A 16,397-nucleotide genomic window follows, 5' to 3' on the forward strand; every position below is an offset into this window, starting at 1 on the left:
GTAGTGAATTATTGATAATAAATAGATTATTGATATCTTTACGCATACAAATAGCAAAACCGTGCCAATTAGAAAAACTTTTTTGTTGAGATTATTGTTAGTGCTAGTTATCCTAGTATCTTTCAGTATTCTTTGCACCATATTCATAAAACAATACAAACAGTATAAGCAAGTTGAAAATAGATTAAATCTTGCCTAATCTCATAATTCCAAGGTATCGCCGGCGTTATATGAGCTTTTCTCGACGTTCACAGAAGTAGACAATTTATTTCGATTGTATGCTATATCTTTCGATGACAAGAATTTTAAAGCCTATCAAAGTAAATTAGATACATTAGGGCAAATAATTCACGCTTTGGATACTATTCCAGCGCAGCAAAACACCAAAGTCCAAAAGAAGGAAATTGCCATTTTGGATCAATCGCTATCTATGCAATATTTAGCACTTAAAAAGCAGATAGACGATTTAATAATTTTCGCAGACCAGAATTTTGCTAAGAATAATAATAATTTAAGAACAGTCCAAAGAGATCGAATTGTCAGCAGTGATTCGGTTATCAATCGCATTTTAAGCGATACATTGGCGCGCCTAGATTCTGATGCAGATACTATAGTGAAGAAAAAACAAAATCTGTTTAAGAGAATTTTCAATGCTAAAAATGATACAGTTCTCAACACTAATAATACCGCGGTATTAAATGTAAACCAAATCGACATTGTTCAAAAGTATATTGAAAATCTCATTCGTACGAATGAAGCAAGCTATATAAGCAATATAAAAGATTTAAGAAGGGTCTATCTACTTTCCAAAGAAAAAGAAAGAAAGATCATCACTTCCAATTATGAATTAATAAATGAACTCAAAAAATCAATTGAAGCCATTCGAGAAATTGAATTTTTAAAATTCAGAACAGTGGAAAAAGATGATTATGTGCTCTATAAATTCAACACGCAAAAGTTTCGCTCGTATGCTATAATGGCCTTATGTGTGATTCTTTTAATGTTGATGTTTATTATATATTATCAATATGTCGTATCGAAATACGAGAACAAATTGATAAAAGAGAAAGACTATGCGTCACAATTAGCCGAGGAAAAAACCAGTTTATTAACCAATATCAGTCATGAGATCCGTACACCTCTAAATTCATTGAAAGGTGTTATGAAGCTGTTGACTTCCAATAAAGCGGAAGAAATTGATGACAAATTACTGTCAAATATCAATTACGACATTAATCTCATCAATAATACCGTTAATGATATTCTCAACTTAAGTAAAATAGAATCTGGTGCTGTGGACGTGGTACTTGATGAAGTATATATTTCTAAAATTATCAACGACACTTTCAGTTTACATAAATACCAAGCGGAGCAAAAAGGTCTTACTTTCATTAACGAAAATCAATTAGATCCTATATTAAAAATTAAATCCAACGAATTTAGGCTTAGACAAGTAATTTCTAATTTAATTAATAATGCCTTAAAATACACCAACAAAGGCAGTATTAAGCTCGAAAGCAAAATTGTAAATGATAAAATATCCATAGATATAGTGGATACAGGCATAGGAATAGACGATAAAAAAATCGATCAGGTTTTTAGGAAATACTATACTGTCGATGGCGAAAAAAACAAAGTTGGTTTTGGATTAGGACTACACATATCTCAGATTTTAGCGAAGCAAATAAATGGCAAACTTAGCGTAAAAAATAAATTAGGAAAAGGCTCCACTTTTACTTTACAAGTTCCAATGAATAAATCTGTTGCTAATAAAAAACCTACAATTCAATCTAGGGTTACAAAGGAAATTCCTGTAGATACTTCTATAGTCTTCATTGATGATAATAAGATAAACTTGCTATTAGCAAAACAAGCTTTTAGCAATTTTAAGAATATTCAATTTTTTGAAGACACAGAGCATGCGCTTTCCTATATAGAAAAAACAAAACCAGATATTGTGATTACGGACGTCATCATGCCTACATTATCAGGTTGGAACGTATTGGAGTCTATTAAGTCTAAAAAAGACCTTCAGCAAACCAAAGTTTTTGCAAACTCAGCTGAAAGTAGTTTTGCAGATAACAAACATTCTAATTTCCAGTTCGATGGAATATTAGAAAAGGGATTTGATCCAGATAATTTAGCTAAGATATACTATAATTAAAAGCAAAACAAAAGGGGATTTAAAAATCCCCTTTTGTTTTTATTCTTTTATTAAAGCACGATCAAGATGCACATATCCCCCATCGACATAAACCAATTGTCCCGTAGTATGGCTTGATCGATTGGAAAGTAAAAACACAGCTGTATTTGCAATCTCCTCTGGAGTCGTCATACGATGCTCCAAGGGGATACGATCTGTAATTTTCTTCAATGTTTCCTCTGGATTATCCAATGTTTGAATCCAAGTATCGTATTGTGGAGTAGCACATTCAGCTACTATAATGGCATTCACACGAATACCGTAAGGTAACAATTCAACGGCCCATTCTCTCGTTAAGGCATTGCGTGCTCCATTTGATGCTGCATACCCCGAAGTACCTCCCTGACCTGTTTCTGCCGTTTTAGAACTAATATTTACAATTACTCCCTTAGATTCTTTTAAAGCGGATAATGCATGATGTACAATCAAATAATAGTGTACCACATTTTTATGATAAGATTGGATAAAATCTTCATAATTACCATTTTCCAATCCTACTCCATCATTTTGCCCTGCATTATTTACAATCCCATCAATCCGACCATACTTCTCTAAAGTGGCGTCTACTGCTTTTTTAGATTCTTCAGGATTGGACAATTCTGCTTCAACGCATAAGGCTTCGCCTCCTAAAGCTACAACCTCATCCTTTACCAAATTATTATCGGATTGTTTACGCCCAACAATGACAGGAATGGCTCCCTCCTTTGCTAACGCCAAAACAATGCCTTTACCAATACCCTTTGCTCCACCCGTGACGATGAAAACTTTGCCTTTTAAATTTAAGTCCATATTAGTTATTTGAGATTATAAAATTTCACGGCATTCAGTCCCCAAAACTTATCGAGTTCTTCGTTTGTGAAATCTTTTAATTTATCTTGAACAATTTCGATGCTTTGTTCATAACTGGCTGCTAGTAAACAAACCGGCCAGTCTGATCCGAAACATACACGATCTTTACCAAAACTTTTGATGACATGATCAATATATTGTGTAAAATGATCCAGTCGCCAATTCGTCCAATCCGCTTCTGTTGCCAATCCCGAAACTTTGCAGAATACGTTTGGAAAAGATGCTAGACTTTCAATAAACAAAGCCCACTCTTCAAACTCTTGGGATTTGATAGGTGGCTTTGCAATATGATCAAGCATAAATTTTTGATTCGGATTAGCCTTTACACATGCCAATGTACTTGCATAATGACGCGGTCTAATCAGCAAATCGTAAATATAATCGTATTTTGTGAGAGCTTCTATACCGCGCAAAAATTCATCTGAACTCAAGAAATCACCATGGGGTTCCGCCTCAATAACATGCCTAAAACCTTTGATAATCTCATGTTTTTTGAATTCTTCTAAATATTCATCAATATGTGCAGAATGTAAATCTACCCACCCTACAACACCTTTTATCAATTTGTAAACCTGCGCTAACTCAGCCAAAAAATAGCTTTCCTGATGACTTTCGCTAGCTTGAACAGCCACTACACCATCAATACGATTATCTTTTAGCGTTTGAGAAATATCATTTGGCAAAAAATTGCGCTGAATAGTAGACATTTCGTCTGTAATCCAAGAATCTCTCACAGGATCATAAATCCAAAAATGTTGATGAGCATCTATACGCATATTGTTTTATTTTTTATAATCAATTACTTCTTGTCTTTGCTCGCCTAAATAATCTGCTCCTAATTCAATAACGTCTCCTTCTTTTAAATATATCGGCGGATTAAATCCTAGACCCACTCCAGCTGGAGTTCCGGTAGAAATAACATCGCCTGGAAGCAAGGTCATAAATTGCGAAACATAAGAAACAATAAAAGGAACAGAAAAGATTAAGTTCTTGGTATTACCATTTTGATATGTCTTGCCATTCACTTTCAACCAAAGATTTACATTATTGATATCAGGAATTTCGTCTTTTGTAGTGAGTACAGGTCCCATCGGCGCAAAAGTATCACAGCCTTTGCCTTTATCCCAAGTACCACCACGCTCTATTTGAAACTCACGCTCCGAAATATCATTGTGTAATACATATCCAGCCACATAATCCAATGCTTCAGCTTCTTCTACATAAGTCGCTTTCTGGCCGATTACAATTCCAAATTCAACCTCCCAATCCGTTTTTTTAGAGTTTTTAGGTATTACTACCGTATCATTCGGACCTATTAATGCGGTGGTAGATTTCATAAAAATAATAGGTTCTGCTGGTATCGCAGCTCCTGTTTCTTCTGCATGGTCTTTATAATTCAAACCAATACAAACAATTTTGGAAGGCCTTGAAAACGGAGCACCTAATCTGGAATCCCTAGGTAATTCAGTTAGTCTCTCAGTATTTGTTTCCAAATAGTCTTGTAGTCTCTTTAGCCCTTCATTTTCAAAAAAAGATTCATTATAATCTGACACGAAATCGGAAACATCATAATTTACACCTTCTATCTGTACACCACATTTTTCTTTACCAACTTCACCAAATCGTATTAATTTCATTATTTATATTTTAATTGTTAGTTATTGAGTTTAATAAAGCCACCATCAATTGGATAATCATTACCTGTGATGAATGCGGCATCGTCCGAACATAGGAATAGAGCCAATTTAGCAATTTCCTCTGGTTTTGCCATACGACCTATAGGTTGTGAATCGGAAAGTTTTTGAAACATTTCTACTTCCTTTCCAGGATAGTTTTTCGAGATAAATCCATCCACAAAAGGTGTATGAACTCGTGCTGGAGAAATAGAATTACTTCGAATGTTATACTTCATATAATCTCGGGCTACAGACATGCTCATTGCGTAAATAGCGCCCTTGCTCATCGAATAAGCAAAACGGTCAGCAATACCGACCACCGCTGCTATAGAAGCTAAATTTAATATTACTCCGCTGCCTTGTTGTTTCATTTTAGGAACACAAGCATATAATGCGTTATATGCGCCTTTGACATTGACGTCAAAAACTTTTTCAAAATCTGCTTCAGCGCAGTTTTCGAGATTTCCAACATGTGCAATTCCCGCATTATTCACCAGAATATCTACTTTGCCAATTGAATCAATAACGTTTATTATCTCTGCTTGATTCGAAACGGAGCAAATGTGTAATTTCGCTCCTCCTCCATTTGAAATAATATTTTGAACCACCTTATTACCACCTTCAACATTTAAATCTATGATATGTACCATAGCCCCTTCAGCAGCAAAAAGCTCTGAAATCGCTTGGCCAATACCACTTCCACCTCCTGTAATTACGGCAACTTTCCCTTCTAATTTTGACATCTTAATTTAAATTGTATTTATTACATAATCTCTATAACGACACACCTCTTCTCCAAGGAATAAAATCATCTTGTCCAAGCTTCACAGCTTTTGGAACTTGTTGACCACTTGCTACTTCAATGACATAATCAAGTATACGATGAGCTGATTCTTCTATTGTTTCTTGTCCATCGATAATAGTCCCACAATTAATGTCTATTATATCTGGCATTCGTTCATAAGTTGTTGTATTGGTAGAAATTTTAATTACCGGTGCAATGGGATTACCCGTTGGCGTGCCTAAACCTGTTGTAAAAAGCACAACATTCGCTCCGGCAGCCACTTCTGCTGTAGTACTCTCCACATCATTTCCTGGTGTACACAATAGATTCAATCCAGGTTTATCTGCTAGTTCGGGATAATCGGCGACATTCGCTACAGGAGAAGTGCCCCCTTTTTTAGCTGCTCCTGCGGATTTAATTGCATCCGTGATTAAACCATCACGAATATTTCCAGGAGAAGGATTCATATAAAATCCTGAACCATCTGCTTCTGCTTTGGCATTGTAGGTTTTCATTAAGTACATGAAGCGTTGAGCGATATCTTCATTCAGACATCTGTCGCTCATTTCCTGCTCAACACCACACAATTCAGGGAATTCTGCTAGGATAACTGAACCGCCTAAACTAACTATAATGTCCGAAACCATTCCTAAAGCGGGATTGGCGGATATTCCCGAAAAACCATCTGAGCCTCCACACTCTAAGCCAATACAAAGTTTGTCCAATGTAGCGCGTTGACGCGTCTGCAAATTAGCCTGAGCTAATCCGGCAAAAGTTGCTTTGAGAGCCTTCTGCATCAATTCGGCTTCCGTCCCCTCCTTTTGCTGCTCAAAAATGTATAACGGTTTATCAAAGTTAGCGTCTCTTTTAGCGATTTCATCACGTAATATGGAAGCTTGTGCATGTTGACACCCTAAACTTAGAACCGTCGCACCTGCCACATTAGGATGCGTGATGTACCCCGCTAATAATCCACAAAGGGCATCGGAATCCATACGTGTCCCGCCACAACCCATATCGTGATTTAAGAATTTCACACCATCAACATTTGGAAAAGGCCGATTAGTCTTCTGTTTAATACTAGAAGAGGTTAAGTCCATCTGTAATAATTCATCGATAGAAGCTCCTGCTTTATATCGATCAAGCAGTAAATCTACCTCATTCGAATAATCCTTGCTTTCTACTTTATAGCCTAATCTCTCTTCTAATGCAGATTTTAGCGTTAAGACATTTCTATTTTCACAGAATACTAAAGGAATGACCAGCCAGTAATTGGCGGTGCCTACTTTACCATTCGATCGATGAAAACCAAAAAATGTTTTATTCTGATATTTCGAAACATCCGGCTTGTGCCATTCCAATTTGCGCTCACCCAATTTAAAATCTTCTGAAGCATGGCGCAGATTGTCTACAGTAATTAAACTTCCTTTTGGTAGCGCATAGTTTAATTTTCCTACCAAAACACCATACATATAGATTTCCTGATCTTTATCGTAATCAGCCAAAGTAAATTTATGTTTTGCTTTAATATGATCTACTAAAACAACTGTTTGTCCTGCAAAATCAATGACTTGTCCTGCTTGCAAATCCTGCAAAGCAACTAACACATTATCTTTTGAATGTATTTGTAAAAAATACAAACGCTCTTTTTCCATTTATAATTGAAATATTTTATCCATTAATACCCACTTTTCACCTTCTTTGGCTCCTGGAATCGCTTGCTGATATTTCCACATCAATTGTTCCCATTCTTGCACTTTTGAATTTGAAGCATCCATTTCAGCTTTTACAGAGAAATCAAAATCCTCAGCTGTCTCCATAAGCATAAACAACCTATTGCCAAATCGATAAATCTCCATATTTTCTATTCCCGCATCAGCTATCGATTTTTTGATTTCTGGCCACACAGCTTTATGGTACTCCTCATATTCTTGAATTAATTTTGGATCATTTACTAAATCCAATCCTAAAGCATATCTCTTCATTTCTATTTTTTAATTTTGAATAGCTTTGACATGACGTGTTTTCCATCCAAACAACAATATAACCAGGAAACACAACAATACCACCACATAAGAAAGGTGAATATTCTTCGTACTATCTGTAATCATACTTGCTAAAGGAGGAATAACCGCACCACCTACGATTGACATAATTATAAAACTGGAAGCGGACTTGGTATCTCTTCCTACGCCTTGTATGCCGATCGCAAAAATTGTCGGGAACATTATTGACATGAAAAACGTAATCCCAATCAACGCATAAAACGTAAATATTCCAGTTCCAAAAATCACTATAAGACTTAACAGTATAGAAAATATGCTATAAAGCATAAGCAATTTGTAAGGAGCTATATAACGCATAAAAAATGTGCCGACAAATCGCCCTATCATAAACAAAAAGCCCGCTAGTCCTGCGTAATATTTTGCATCTTGACCAGCCATATTTATTGCATCTTCTGCAAAAACTAATAAAAAACTAAATACGTAAACTTGCGCCCCTACATAAAAGAATTGCGCAACAATTCCCCAACGAACCTGCATGTGTCTTAGACTCCTGAAAAAGCCCACATGCTCAGTAGAACCATCCTCCTCTTCTTTGATATCTGGTAATTTGGTCAGAAAAAATAATACGGCAACAACCAATATAATTAACCCCAATACCAAATAAGGTCCTTTCACTAATCCTGTTTCTGCTTGAATGTAGGCTAATCTTGCCCCTTCAGACATGGAAGCTAATTCCTCTGAAGATTTTGGCTCTTCTGCAAGAATAAAAACTCCTCCAACAATTGGTGCTAGTGAAGCTGCAAGACCATTGAAAGATTGCGCAAAATTAAGGCGTTGAGTAGCTTTAGCAGGATCACCCAACACGGTGATATATGGATTTGCGGCTGTTTCCAAAATAGTCAATCCACAAGAAAGTATAAATAAGGCAGTTAGGAAAAAACCATAACTCACTGTGTTAGCCGCAGGTATAAACAAAAAGCAACCCAAGGCGAACAAACTTAATCCAACGAGAATACCAGCCTTATAACCAAATTTTTGCATGATGATTCCAGCTGGAATGGCCAATAAAAAATAGGCAACGAATACAGCAGAATCAACTAAGGACGCTTGGAAATGTGTTAAGCTAAATGCACTGCGTAAATGCTTGATTAATATAGGATCTAGATTATGAATAAATCCCCAAAAGAAAAATAGTGATGTAATCAGTATAATTGCAAAAGTATACTTTTGTTGTTTCGTCATGGTCTTTGTTTATAATTGATTGGAATAAAATTAAAGGTATTAAAGAATAATTACATAAACCAATTTACCTAAAACATAAACTATATTATCTACTTTAGTATTAATTTTAGGATTTACTTGAATAAGTGGATAATATAAACCGATGATATGAAAAAACTAAGCCTCACAGAAAGTTATCATAAAAACTTACATGTGCGCAGAGATAGCTATCCGCAACACCATAATCTTTGGCATTATCACGAAGAAATTGAATTTATCTATTTAGCAAAAGGTATGGGAACTTTATTCGTCGGGGATTGTATTCAGAGTGTTGCTGAAAACAGCTGTGTTTTAATTGGGTCTAACATTCCGCATTATTGGCTTTTTGATGGTGATTATCTTCACAAACATAATCCGATTGACTGTATTGTGATCCACTTTAAACCTAATTTTTTAGGCGAAGATTTTTATCAATTACAAGAAGCTAAAAGTATTCAACAGTTGATTTCCAATTCATCAAGAGTAATGTATTTGGAGAATTGTGACGCCATGTTCAACGACCTGTTTGCTTATATTCATGAGAAATCGGATATTCTTAAAATCACCAAACTCATCGAATCCCTTCATTATTTCGAAAAGTATCAACCGCAAATGTTGATTAGCGAAAACTACGAAGTTTATACGCATTCGTTAGATCATAAAAGGATGAATGATGTGATTAATTACATTAAAGATAATTACCGTAATAAAGTGGAATTGGATGCATTAGCGAGCTTAGCGAAGATGACTAAAAATTCATTCTGTAGATATTTTAAACAAAAAACTGGTAAAACTCCAATCCAATTCGTAAGTGAACTGCGTGTCGCTCATGCCTGTAGATTATTAAAATCTTCTGATATGAATCTCAAAGAAATTTGCTTTGAATCCGGTTTCAACAACTTTGTGAATTTTCATAAAATATTTAAAAGTGTAACGGATACTAGCCCAAAACAGTATAAAAAATTAAATACAATCACGACAATTTAATTTTAATACTACGCTTCTTTATATAATAAGGTCAATAAATCTTTGGATTAAATTGTAATTCCTTATTTTCAGCGCATGAAATCTACCACACGTTTTGGCGTCGATATTTTACTTGAAAAAGAATCCATCAATAAAAACTTAAAAATAGGATTAGTCTGCAATGCCGCCTCAATGACTAGTAAGGGTCAACATAGCCGATTAGCGTTGAAAGACGCTGGATTTAATATAACCAAACTTTTTGCTCCCGAACATGGATTTGATGGAACTGGAGATGATGGGGCTTATATCGATCACCACATTGATAGCGCAACACAAATTCCTATCATCAGTCTATATAGTGAAAAACTTGCTCCGACGGAGAAAGACTTAGCCGATTTGGATTTGATTATAGTGGATTTACCCGATATTGGAGCTCGATTTTATACTTACTTGTGGACGATGACCCACGTATTGGAGAGTTGCGAAAAATACAATAAGCCAGTCCTATTATTAGACAGACCAAATCCAATAGAGCAGGCTATTCATTTGGCAGAAGGTCCTTTTTTGAATGAGAGTTGTAGTTCATTTATAGGAAGATTTAATATTCCTATTACTCACCAATGTACTTTGGCAGAACTTGCTCAATATTTCAGAGGTAAATATTACCCGAAATTAGATTTACAAATTCAGAAAATGGAAAACTGGAATAGGGCAACAAACACAGACTATCCTTTCTTCCCTACATCTCCAGCCATTCAAAACAGAGAAACTATATATACGTACGCGGGTGCTTGTCTCTTTGAAGGATTAAATATCCAAGAAGGCCGAGGAACAGATTATCCTTTTGCACAATTCGGTGCGCCTTGGATAGATGCTGATCTATTATATAAACAGGTTTCCAAAGAATTAGTTGGCGCGGATATAGAGGTTGTACATTATACCTCCACAATGAGTTTGTATATTGGAGAAGAATGTCACGGTTTGAGAATTATTCCTAAAAATCCAACTGCATTTCAATCCGTTCAATATTTCATAAATCTCATTCAGATTATCTACAGCATGTTTCCAGATCATTTAAAAGAACGTAATTACCATACCAACGTTAATCCTGATGGAAACAAACATTTAGATAAATTATTAGGAATACCAAATGCTTTTAAATATTTGAAACAACATAAAATAAACACAAGAGAAGGCATTGAAGATTGGGAAAAAGAAATAACTCCGTTTTTACTGTATTAAGGAAAAGCCCAATGAAAAATTTTCATTGGGCTTTTTTAATTTTAAAGTTTGATCTTAAATCTTTCCGACTACCACTTTAAATAATTTATCATAGTCAAAATATCGTTGAGCGATATCTTGCACCTTATCCGCATTCATATCTTTTAAGATGTAAGAATAATACTGGTAATATTCTGTTCCTAATCCAGAAAAGTATACTGCTTTGAACTTATCGACATGCGAAAAAATACTTTCTAAACTTCCTAAAAGCATTCCTTGCATATAATTACGAACCAAGGCAATTTCTTCTTCAGAAGTTTTTTCATTTCTAAGGATTTCAAATTCCTTCTGAATTTCACTCAGCGTATTTTGTGTCACATCAACGCCAACTTCCGAAGCAATAGTTATAAATCCTGTATGACGTAAATTTCCAATGTACGAACCTATACTGTACGTATACCCTTTTTCTTCACGAATATTACGCATTAAACGTGAACCAAAGAAACCGCCAAATAATGTATTTACAAACTGTAATGCAGGGAAGTCAATATGACGGCGATTAATAGTTAATCCGCCTAAACGAACCGCAGATTGTAAAGCCTCTGGTTTTTCTTTGATCAACAATTCCGAAGAATACGGTTGGAATTCCAATGAAGTTTTCTTCACCAGCTCATGTGTATTTTCCCACTCCTGACCAAATAAAGTAGCTATTAAAGACTTCAAATTGGCGTCTATATTTCCAGCAATAAACAAATTACAGTTAGCAGGTTGTATCTGCTTACGATACAATTCTACAATGTGCGCTCGCTCAATAGCATCGTATGTTTCCTCTGTCGGAAGCACACCATAACGCGTTCCTTTGAAGACTTCCTTATAGAAATTACGTCTTGCTAGCACATCATTTTTTTGCAACGAGATTTGTAAAGACTGTTTATTATTGCGTATGTGCGTATCTAATTCCGCTTGTGGAATAATAGAATGCTGCAGGATATCGGCTAAAATTGGAAGTATTTTATCTACATATTTGTGCATCGTATATACAGTCAATGAACTTTGATCAAAACTGTATTCTGGCATCAAATAAGCACCGTAAAAATCAACGGTGTCCGCTATCTGTTTGGATGTTAGACTTTCTGTACCTTCTCTCAACATTGAAGAAAGCACAGGATTTAATATAGCAAGTTCTTCTTTTAATAGAATATTATCAAAAGTGAATTCTAACTTAATCAAATCCAAATCTGGAGCTTGAAAAATAAATGTTTTCAATCCATTGGCATAAACCATTTTTTCTGGTTCTACCAAGTTAACATCCTTTATTTCTTTGAAATGAGGTGCTACTGTTCTATTCAACATTTTCCTTCGCTTATGATTTATAAAATAATGTAGAAGAGTTTTCTTTCACAAATAGTGAATTGGCTACACGATGAATATCTTCTATAGTAACAGCACTATATTTAGCCACATCTTGATTATAATCTTCTGCTTTGCTTAGCATTTCAAAAAAAGCCAAATTCATCGCTTTATCCAAAATTGATAGTTCAGCAAATAACATGGTTGATTCTACCTTGTTCTTCACTTTCTGCAGTTCATTTTCAGCAACCAGTTCAGATTTTATTTTTTCCAGTTCCGTCCAAATATGTTTTTCAGCATCTTCTAAAGATATATGCGGTAACGGTTTTCCTTCTACCACAAAAAGATTAGTATCAATACTGCCCATCATGTAAGCATTAATTTCGCTGAAAACTTGATTTTCTTTTACCAACGAACGATACAATCTGGAGGAGGAACCCCTTGATAATAAATCAGAAATTAAATCGGTAGCATAATAATCTGGAGAAAGTCTGTCTGGTCCATGAAATGCTATATATAAAGCATCTACTGGAACATCAGCTTCTACACTTTCAAATCTAGCTTCTTCTTGCTTTGGCTCTTGAGGCAAATTACGTTCATAAGCATTACCTGCCGGAATATCACCAAACCATTTTTCTGCTAACGCTTTGACTTCCTCAAGATTTACATCTCCTGCTACCACCATAATAGCATTTTGAGGTGTGTAGAATTTTTGGAAGAATGCTTTTACATCTTCCATTTTTGCTTCTTCAATATGCCTAAGCTCCTTACCAATAGTTGCCCATCTATATGGATGAACTTTATAGGCTAAAGGCCGCAGTTTCAACCAAACATCTCCATAAGGTTGGTTTAAGTATCGCTGCTTAAACTCTTCACAAACTACCTGACGCTGAACTTCTAAACTTTGCTCACTGAAAGCTAAGCTTAACATTCTATCACTCTCCAACCAAAATGCTGTTTCCAAATTATTAGAAGGCAATGTGATGTAATAGTTCGTAATATCATTACTTGTGAAAGCATTGTTTTCGCCTCCTACGGATTGCAAAGGAGCATCATAATTAGGAATATTTATTGAACCTCCAAACATAAGATGTTCGAACAAGTGTGCGAAACCTGTTTGTTCAGGAGATTCATCACGAGCTCCTACTTTGTATAGAATATTCACCACAGCCATAGCTGTAGTATGGTCTTCGTGCACCAAAACTGTCAAACCATTATCTAGTTTGAAACGATTGAAATTTATCATTAATAATTGATAATTATACCCAGGGAATATCTTTCTTCAATAAATCTAAAGTTCTTTCTTCTTGCGATCCTGGTTCCGCTTTGAAATCATAAAACCAGTTGGCTTGTGCCGGTAAACTCATTAAGATTGACTCAATACGACCATTGGTTTCCAAACCAAATTTCGTACCCGAATCATATACTAAGTTGAACTCCACATAACGACCTCTCCTAATCAATTGCCAATCTTTCTCTCGTTGTGTGTAAGATTGATCACGATGTCTATTAACAAGCTCTATATAAGTCGGTGCAAAGATTCTTCCCAAATCACACGAGAAATCAAAGATTTGCTCATAGCTTAATCCTGTCTTTTCAGGAGTCAATTTATCATAGAATACCCCACCAATTCCGCGCGTTTCGTTTCGGTGTTTGATAAAAAAGTAGTTATCCGCCCAAGTTTTGAAATCAGCATAAAAATTAGGATGATGGGTATCACATACATTTTTTAATTGTTGATGGAAGAATTTCGCATCTTCATCAATAACATAATGCGGCGTTAAATCTATTCCTCCACCGAACCAACGAATTTGTTCGTTCAATTCAAAATAACGAATATTCATATGAATAATCGGAACATGCGGATTGTTCGGGTGAATAACAATAGAAACACCCGTAGCGAAAAAATATTCTTCATCAACTCCAAAAGCTTTTTTAATAGCCTCAGGTAATTTCCCATGTACAGCAGAGAAATTTACACCGCCTTTTTCCAAAATATTTCCATTTTGAATAATACGTGTTCTTCCTCCACCACCGCCTTCGCGTTCCCAAACTTCTTCCTCGAATTTCGCTCCCCCATCCAAAGCCTCCAAGGCTTGGGTAATTTCATCTTGTATCTTCTGATAGGTTTCTGCTATATGTTCTTTTGTCATCTTATTTACGACAATTTCTGTGCTAATATATTTACTTCTTTTAATGCAGGGCTATTGTTGTACAATATCTGATACACCATATTGCAAATATGCATATCCAATTGATATTTAGCAATAATGCCTTGAATACAATTCGACGCATAATACCCTTCGGCAACCATATTCATTTCCAATTGAGCAGATTTCACACTGTATCCCTTGCCAATCATATTGCCAAATGTGCGGTTTCGACTGAATTGTGAATAAGCGGTAACCAATAAGTCACCCAAATACGCGGAAGCATTAATATCACGTGATCCTGGATTAATAGCTTCCACAAAATATTCCATCTCACGGATCGCATTGGATACTAATACCGCTTGAAAATTATCCCCAAATCCTAGTCCGTGACAAATGCCTCCAGCCAAGGCATAGATATTTTTCAATACAGCACCATATTCAATACCCAAAATATCGTCCGAAACAATAGTATTTATGTATCGGCTCTTATATAATGAAGCTACAATTTCAGCTTTTTCTAAATCATTACAGCCAAATGTTAAATACGACAACTTCTCTTGCGAAACTTCTTCTGCATGACAAGGTCCTCCGATAACAATAATATTTTCTATGCTAATACCGTAAGTAGAAGTCAGATATTCTCCTACAATTTGATTTTCATCTGGAATGATACCTTTAATCGCCGAAACGATGATTTTATTTTGAAAATCTTCTGCGTTTAAATCCTGAAGGGCATCTTTAAGATAAGCCGCTGGGGTATTCAACACAATAATATCACTGTTGTCAAATACAAATTTCACTTTTGAAGAAATATGCTCAAAAGGAATTTTAATGTCTACGGCTGTCAAATAACTTGGGTTATGTTTATAGGATTCAATGTATGCAATATCCTCCCGTTTTCTTACCCACCAATATATTTCCTTTTCTGATTGATTGTCTGTCAACATCTTAATCATGGCCGTCGCCCAACTACCACTCCCGATGACACCAATCCGATTTGAAATGTGTTTATCCATACTTTAATGATTGCCCAAAGATACTTATTAAATATGTTTACCCGATTATTATCGTGAATTAATGGAATAAAAATGACTTTATGTATCTTAATAATATATTTACGTGCAAAATACAAGCCATGACTGAGAAAGATAAAATGATTTTAGGCAAGCCATATATGGCTTCGGACAAAGAATTACAAAAAGATAGACTCGAAGCACAACGCGCCTGTTATCGATACAATCAGATAGATCCTAAAAATTATAAAGAAAGAAAAGCTTTGATACGCGGGCTTTTCGGAGAGACGGATGCATTGTTTTGCATAGAACAGCCATTTTATTGTGATTATGGTTTTAATATTCGCATTGGAAATAATTTTTTCTCAAATTATCACCTTACTATTTTAGATTGCGCACCAGTTACTATTGGTGAAAATGTGATGTTTGGACCAAATGTGTCCATTTATACTGCTGGACATCCTATTCATCCAGAAATAAGAAATACAGGATTAGAATTTGCCTTGCCTGTAACTATAGGAGATAATGTATGGATTGGTGGAAATGTGGTCATTAATCCCAATGTAAATATAGGCGCTAATTCGGTAATAGGCTCAGGCTCAGTAGTTACAAAAGATATTCCTGCAAATGTCATTGCGGTAGGTAATCCTTGTAAAGTAATCCGTAAAATAACCGATGAAGATAAAAAGTATTATTACAAAAATCGAGAAATATAAAAAAACCCTATGCGGAGAGCATAGGGTTTACCAAACCAATTATTAACCTAAATATGAAATTATTGAAAATTTTATATTCGTTAATATAATATCAAATAGCATGCCAAGATTAAGTGGTAATTGTAACAAATAGATTATAAAAAGAAACCCCTACAGCGGAGAACTGTAGGGGTACCAAACCAATTATTAACCTAAATATG

15 protein-coding genes are annotated in these 16,397 nt (G+C 35.2%); 4 read left to right on the top strand and 11 right to left on the bottom strand.

What is annotated here, in order from left to right:
• The first annotated feature begins 274 nt into the window (after positions 1–274).
• On the top strand, positions 275–2,164 hold the full coding sequence (locus G5B32_RS01515) for a hybrid sensor histidine kinase/response regulator (protein WP_165289790.1): 1,890 nt from the start codon (positions 275–277) through the stop codon (positions 2,162–2,164).
• Between the two features lie 39 nt (positions 2,165–2,203).
• Here the strand turns inward: G5B32_RS01515 and G5B32_RS01520 are convergent, their stop codons facing one another.
• The 7 genes from G5B32_RS01520 to fucP are packed head-to-tail and all read right to left on the bottom strand — an operon-like array spanning position 2,204 to position 8,760.
• On the bottom strand, positions 2,204–2,992 hold the full coding sequence (locus G5B32_RS01520; protein ID WP_165289791.1) for an SDR family oxidoreductase: 789 nt from the start codon (positions 2,990–2,992) through the stop codon (positions 2,204–2,206).
• Positions 2,993–2,997: 5 nt separating this feature from the next.
• Positions 2,998–3,828, bottom strand: a complete 831-nt coding sequence (locus tag G5B32_RS01525) for an amidohydrolase family protein (protein WP_165289792.1) — start codon at positions 3,826–3,828, stop codon at positions 2,998–3,000.
• A 6-nt stretch (positions 3,829–3,834) separates the two neighbouring features.
• Positions 3,835–4,689: a fumarylacetoacetate hydrolase family protein gene (locus G5B32_RS01530; protein ID WP_165289793.1), complete on the bottom strand. Its 855-nt coding sequence runs from the start codon at positions 4,687–4,689 to the stop codon at positions 3,835–3,837.
• A 17-nt stretch (positions 4,690–4,706) separates the two neighbouring features.
• Entirely contained in the window at positions 4,707–5,471 is a 765-nt protein-coding gene (locus G5B32_RS01535) for an SDR family NAD(P)-dependent oxidoreductase (protein WP_165289794.1), read from the bottom strand.
• A 31-nt stretch (positions 5,472–5,502) separates the two neighbouring features.
• The gene (locus tag G5B32_RS01540; protein WP_165289795.1) at positions 5,503–7,167 is read right to left on the bottom strand and encodes a UxaA family hydrolase; all 1,665 of its coding nucleotides are present in this window, start codon (positions 7,165–7,167) and stop codon (positions 5,503–5,505) included.
• Positions 7,168–7,497, bottom strand: a complete 330-nt coding sequence (locus tag G5B32_RS01545) for an L-rhamnose mutarotase (protein WP_165289796.1) — start codon at positions 7,495–7,497, stop codon at positions 7,168–7,170.
• 9 nt (positions 7,498–7,506) lie between these two features.
• The gene (gene fucP / locus G5B32_RS01550) at positions 7,507–8,760 is read right to left on the bottom strand and encodes an L-fucose:H+ symporter permease (protein WP_165289797.1); all 1,254 of its coding nucleotides are present in this window, start codon (positions 8,758–8,760) and stop codon (positions 7,507–7,509) included.
• Positions 8,761–8,907: 147 nt separating this feature from the next.
• On the opposite strand from fucP, the gene G5B32_RS01555 reads away from it, so the two are divergent.
• A complete protein-coding gene (locus G5B32_RS01555; RefSeq protein ID WP_165289798.1) occupies positions 8,908–9,765 on the top strand; it encodes an AraC family transcriptional regulator in 858 nt (285 codons plus the stop codon).
• A 75-nt stretch (positions 9,766–9,840) separates the two neighbouring features.
• The gene (locus G5B32_RS01560; RefSeq protein ID WP_165289799.1) at positions 9,841–10,986 is read left to right on the top strand and encodes an exo-beta-N-acetylmuramidase NamZ domain-containing protein; all 1,146 of its coding nucleotides are present in this window, start codon (positions 9,841–9,843) and stop codon (positions 10,984–10,986) included.
• A 54-nt stretch (positions 10,987–11,040) separates the two neighbouring features.
• Here the strand turns inward: G5B32_RS01560 and G5B32_RS01565 are convergent, their stop codons facing one another.
• The 4 genes from G5B32_RS01565 to G5B32_RS01580 are packed head-to-tail and all read right to left on the bottom strand — an operon-like array spanning position 11,041 to position 15,484.
• On the bottom strand, positions 11,041–12,318 hold the full coding sequence (locus tag G5B32_RS01565; RefSeq protein ID WP_165289800.1) for a M16 family metallopeptidase: 1,278 nt from the start codon (positions 12,316–12,318) through the stop codon (positions 11,041–11,043).
• 10 nt (positions 12,319–12,328) lie between these two features.
• On the bottom strand, positions 12,329–13,561 hold the full coding sequence (locus tag G5B32_RS01570) for a M16 family metallopeptidase (RefSeq protein WP_165289801.1): 1,233 nt from the start codon (positions 13,559–13,561) through the stop codon (positions 12,329–12,331).
• Between the two features lie 13 nt (positions 13,562–13,574).
• Positions 13,575–14,468, bottom strand: a complete 894-nt coding sequence (gene hemF / locus G5B32_RS01575) for an oxygen-dependent coproporphyrinogen oxidase (RefSeq protein WP_165289802.1) — start codon at positions 14,466–14,468, stop codon at positions 13,575–13,577.
• Between the two features lie 5 nt (positions 14,469–14,473).
• Positions 14,474–15,484, bottom strand: coding sequence for an NAD(P)H-dependent glycerol-3-phosphate dehydrogenase (locus G5B32_RS01580; RefSeq protein ID WP_206366758.1), 1,011 nt, complete (start codon positions 15,482–15,484; stop codon positions 14,474–14,476).
• 119 nt (positions 15,485–15,603) lie between these two features.
• Here G5B32_RS01580 and G5B32_RS01585 point away from each other — a divergent pair, with 119 nt between their 5' ends.
• The gene (locus tag G5B32_RS01585; protein WP_165289803.1) at positions 15,604–16,197 is read left to right on the top strand and encodes a sugar O-acetyltransferase; all 594 of its coding nucleotides are present in this window, start codon (positions 15,604–15,606) and stop codon (positions 16,195–16,197) included.
• The last annotated feature ends 200 nt before the right edge of the window (positions 16,198–16,397 follow it).

It is taken from the genome of Sphingobacterium sp. SGL-16 (genome assembly GCF_011043515.1).
Lineage (GTDB): Bacteria > Bacteroidota > Bacteroidia > Sphingobacteriales > Sphingobacteriaceae > Sphingobacterium > Sphingobacterium litopenaei.

What these genes read in the sequence shown, in the direction of transcription:
- G5B32_RS01520 (WP_165289791.1), bottom strand. Translation starts at nt 2,992, where the DNA reads ATGGACTTAAATTTAAAAGGCAAAGTTTTCATCGTCACGGGTGGAGCA.
- G5B32_RS01525 (WP_165289792.1), bottom strand. Translation starts at nt 3,828, where the DNA reads ATGCGTATAGATGCTCATCAACATTTTTGGATTTATGATCCTGTGAGA.
- G5B32_RS01530 (WP_165289793.1), bottom strand. Translation starts at nt 4,689, where the DNA reads ATGAAATTAATACGATTTGGTGAAGTTGGTAAAGAAAAATGTGGTGTA.
- G5B32_RS01535 (WP_165289794.1), bottom strand. Translation starts at nt 5,471, where the DNA reads ATGTCAAAATTAGAAGGGAAAGTTGCCGTAATTACAGGAGGTGGAAGT.
- G5B32_RS01540 (WP_165289795.1), bottom strand. Translation starts at nt 7,167, where the DNA reads ATGGAAAAAGAGCGTTTGTATTTTTTACAAATACATTCAAAAGATAAT.
- G5B32_RS01545 (WP_165289796.1), bottom strand. Translation starts at nt 7,497, where the DNA reads ATGAAGAGATATGCTTTAGGATTGGATTTAGTAAATGATCCAAAATTA.
- fucP (WP_165289797.1), bottom strand. Translation starts at nt 8,760, where the DNA reads ATGACGAAACAACAAAAGTATACTTTTGCAATTATACTGATTACATCA.
- G5B32_RS01555 (WP_165289798.1), top strand. Translation starts at nt 8,908, where the DNA reads ATGAAAAAACTAAGCCTCACAGAAAGTTATCATAAAAACTTACATGTG.
- G5B32_RS01560 (WP_165289799.1), top strand. Translation starts at nt 9,841, where the DNA reads ATGAAATCTACCACACGTTTTGGCGTCGATATTTTACTTGAAAAAGAA.
- G5B32_RS01565 (WP_165289800.1), bottom strand. Translation starts at nt 12,318, where the DNA reads ATGTTGAATAGAACAGTAGCACCTCATTTCAAAGAAATAAAGGATGTT.
- G5B32_RS01570 (WP_165289801.1), bottom strand. Translation starts at nt 13,561, where the DNA reads ATGATAAATTTCAATCGTTTCAAACTAGATAATGGTTTGACAGTTTTG.
- hemF (WP_165289802.1), bottom strand. Translation starts at nt 14,468, where the DNA reads ATGACAAAAGAACATATAGCAGAAACCTATCAGAAGATACAAGATGAA.
- G5B32_RS01580 (WP_206366758.1), bottom strand. Translation starts at nt 15,484, where the DNA reads ATGGATAAACACATTTCAAATCGGATTGGTGTCATCGGGAGTGGTAGT.
- G5B32_RS01585 (WP_165289803.1), top strand. Translation starts at nt 15,604, where the DNA reads ATGACTGAGAAAGATAAAATGATTTTAGGCAAGCCATATATGGCTTCG.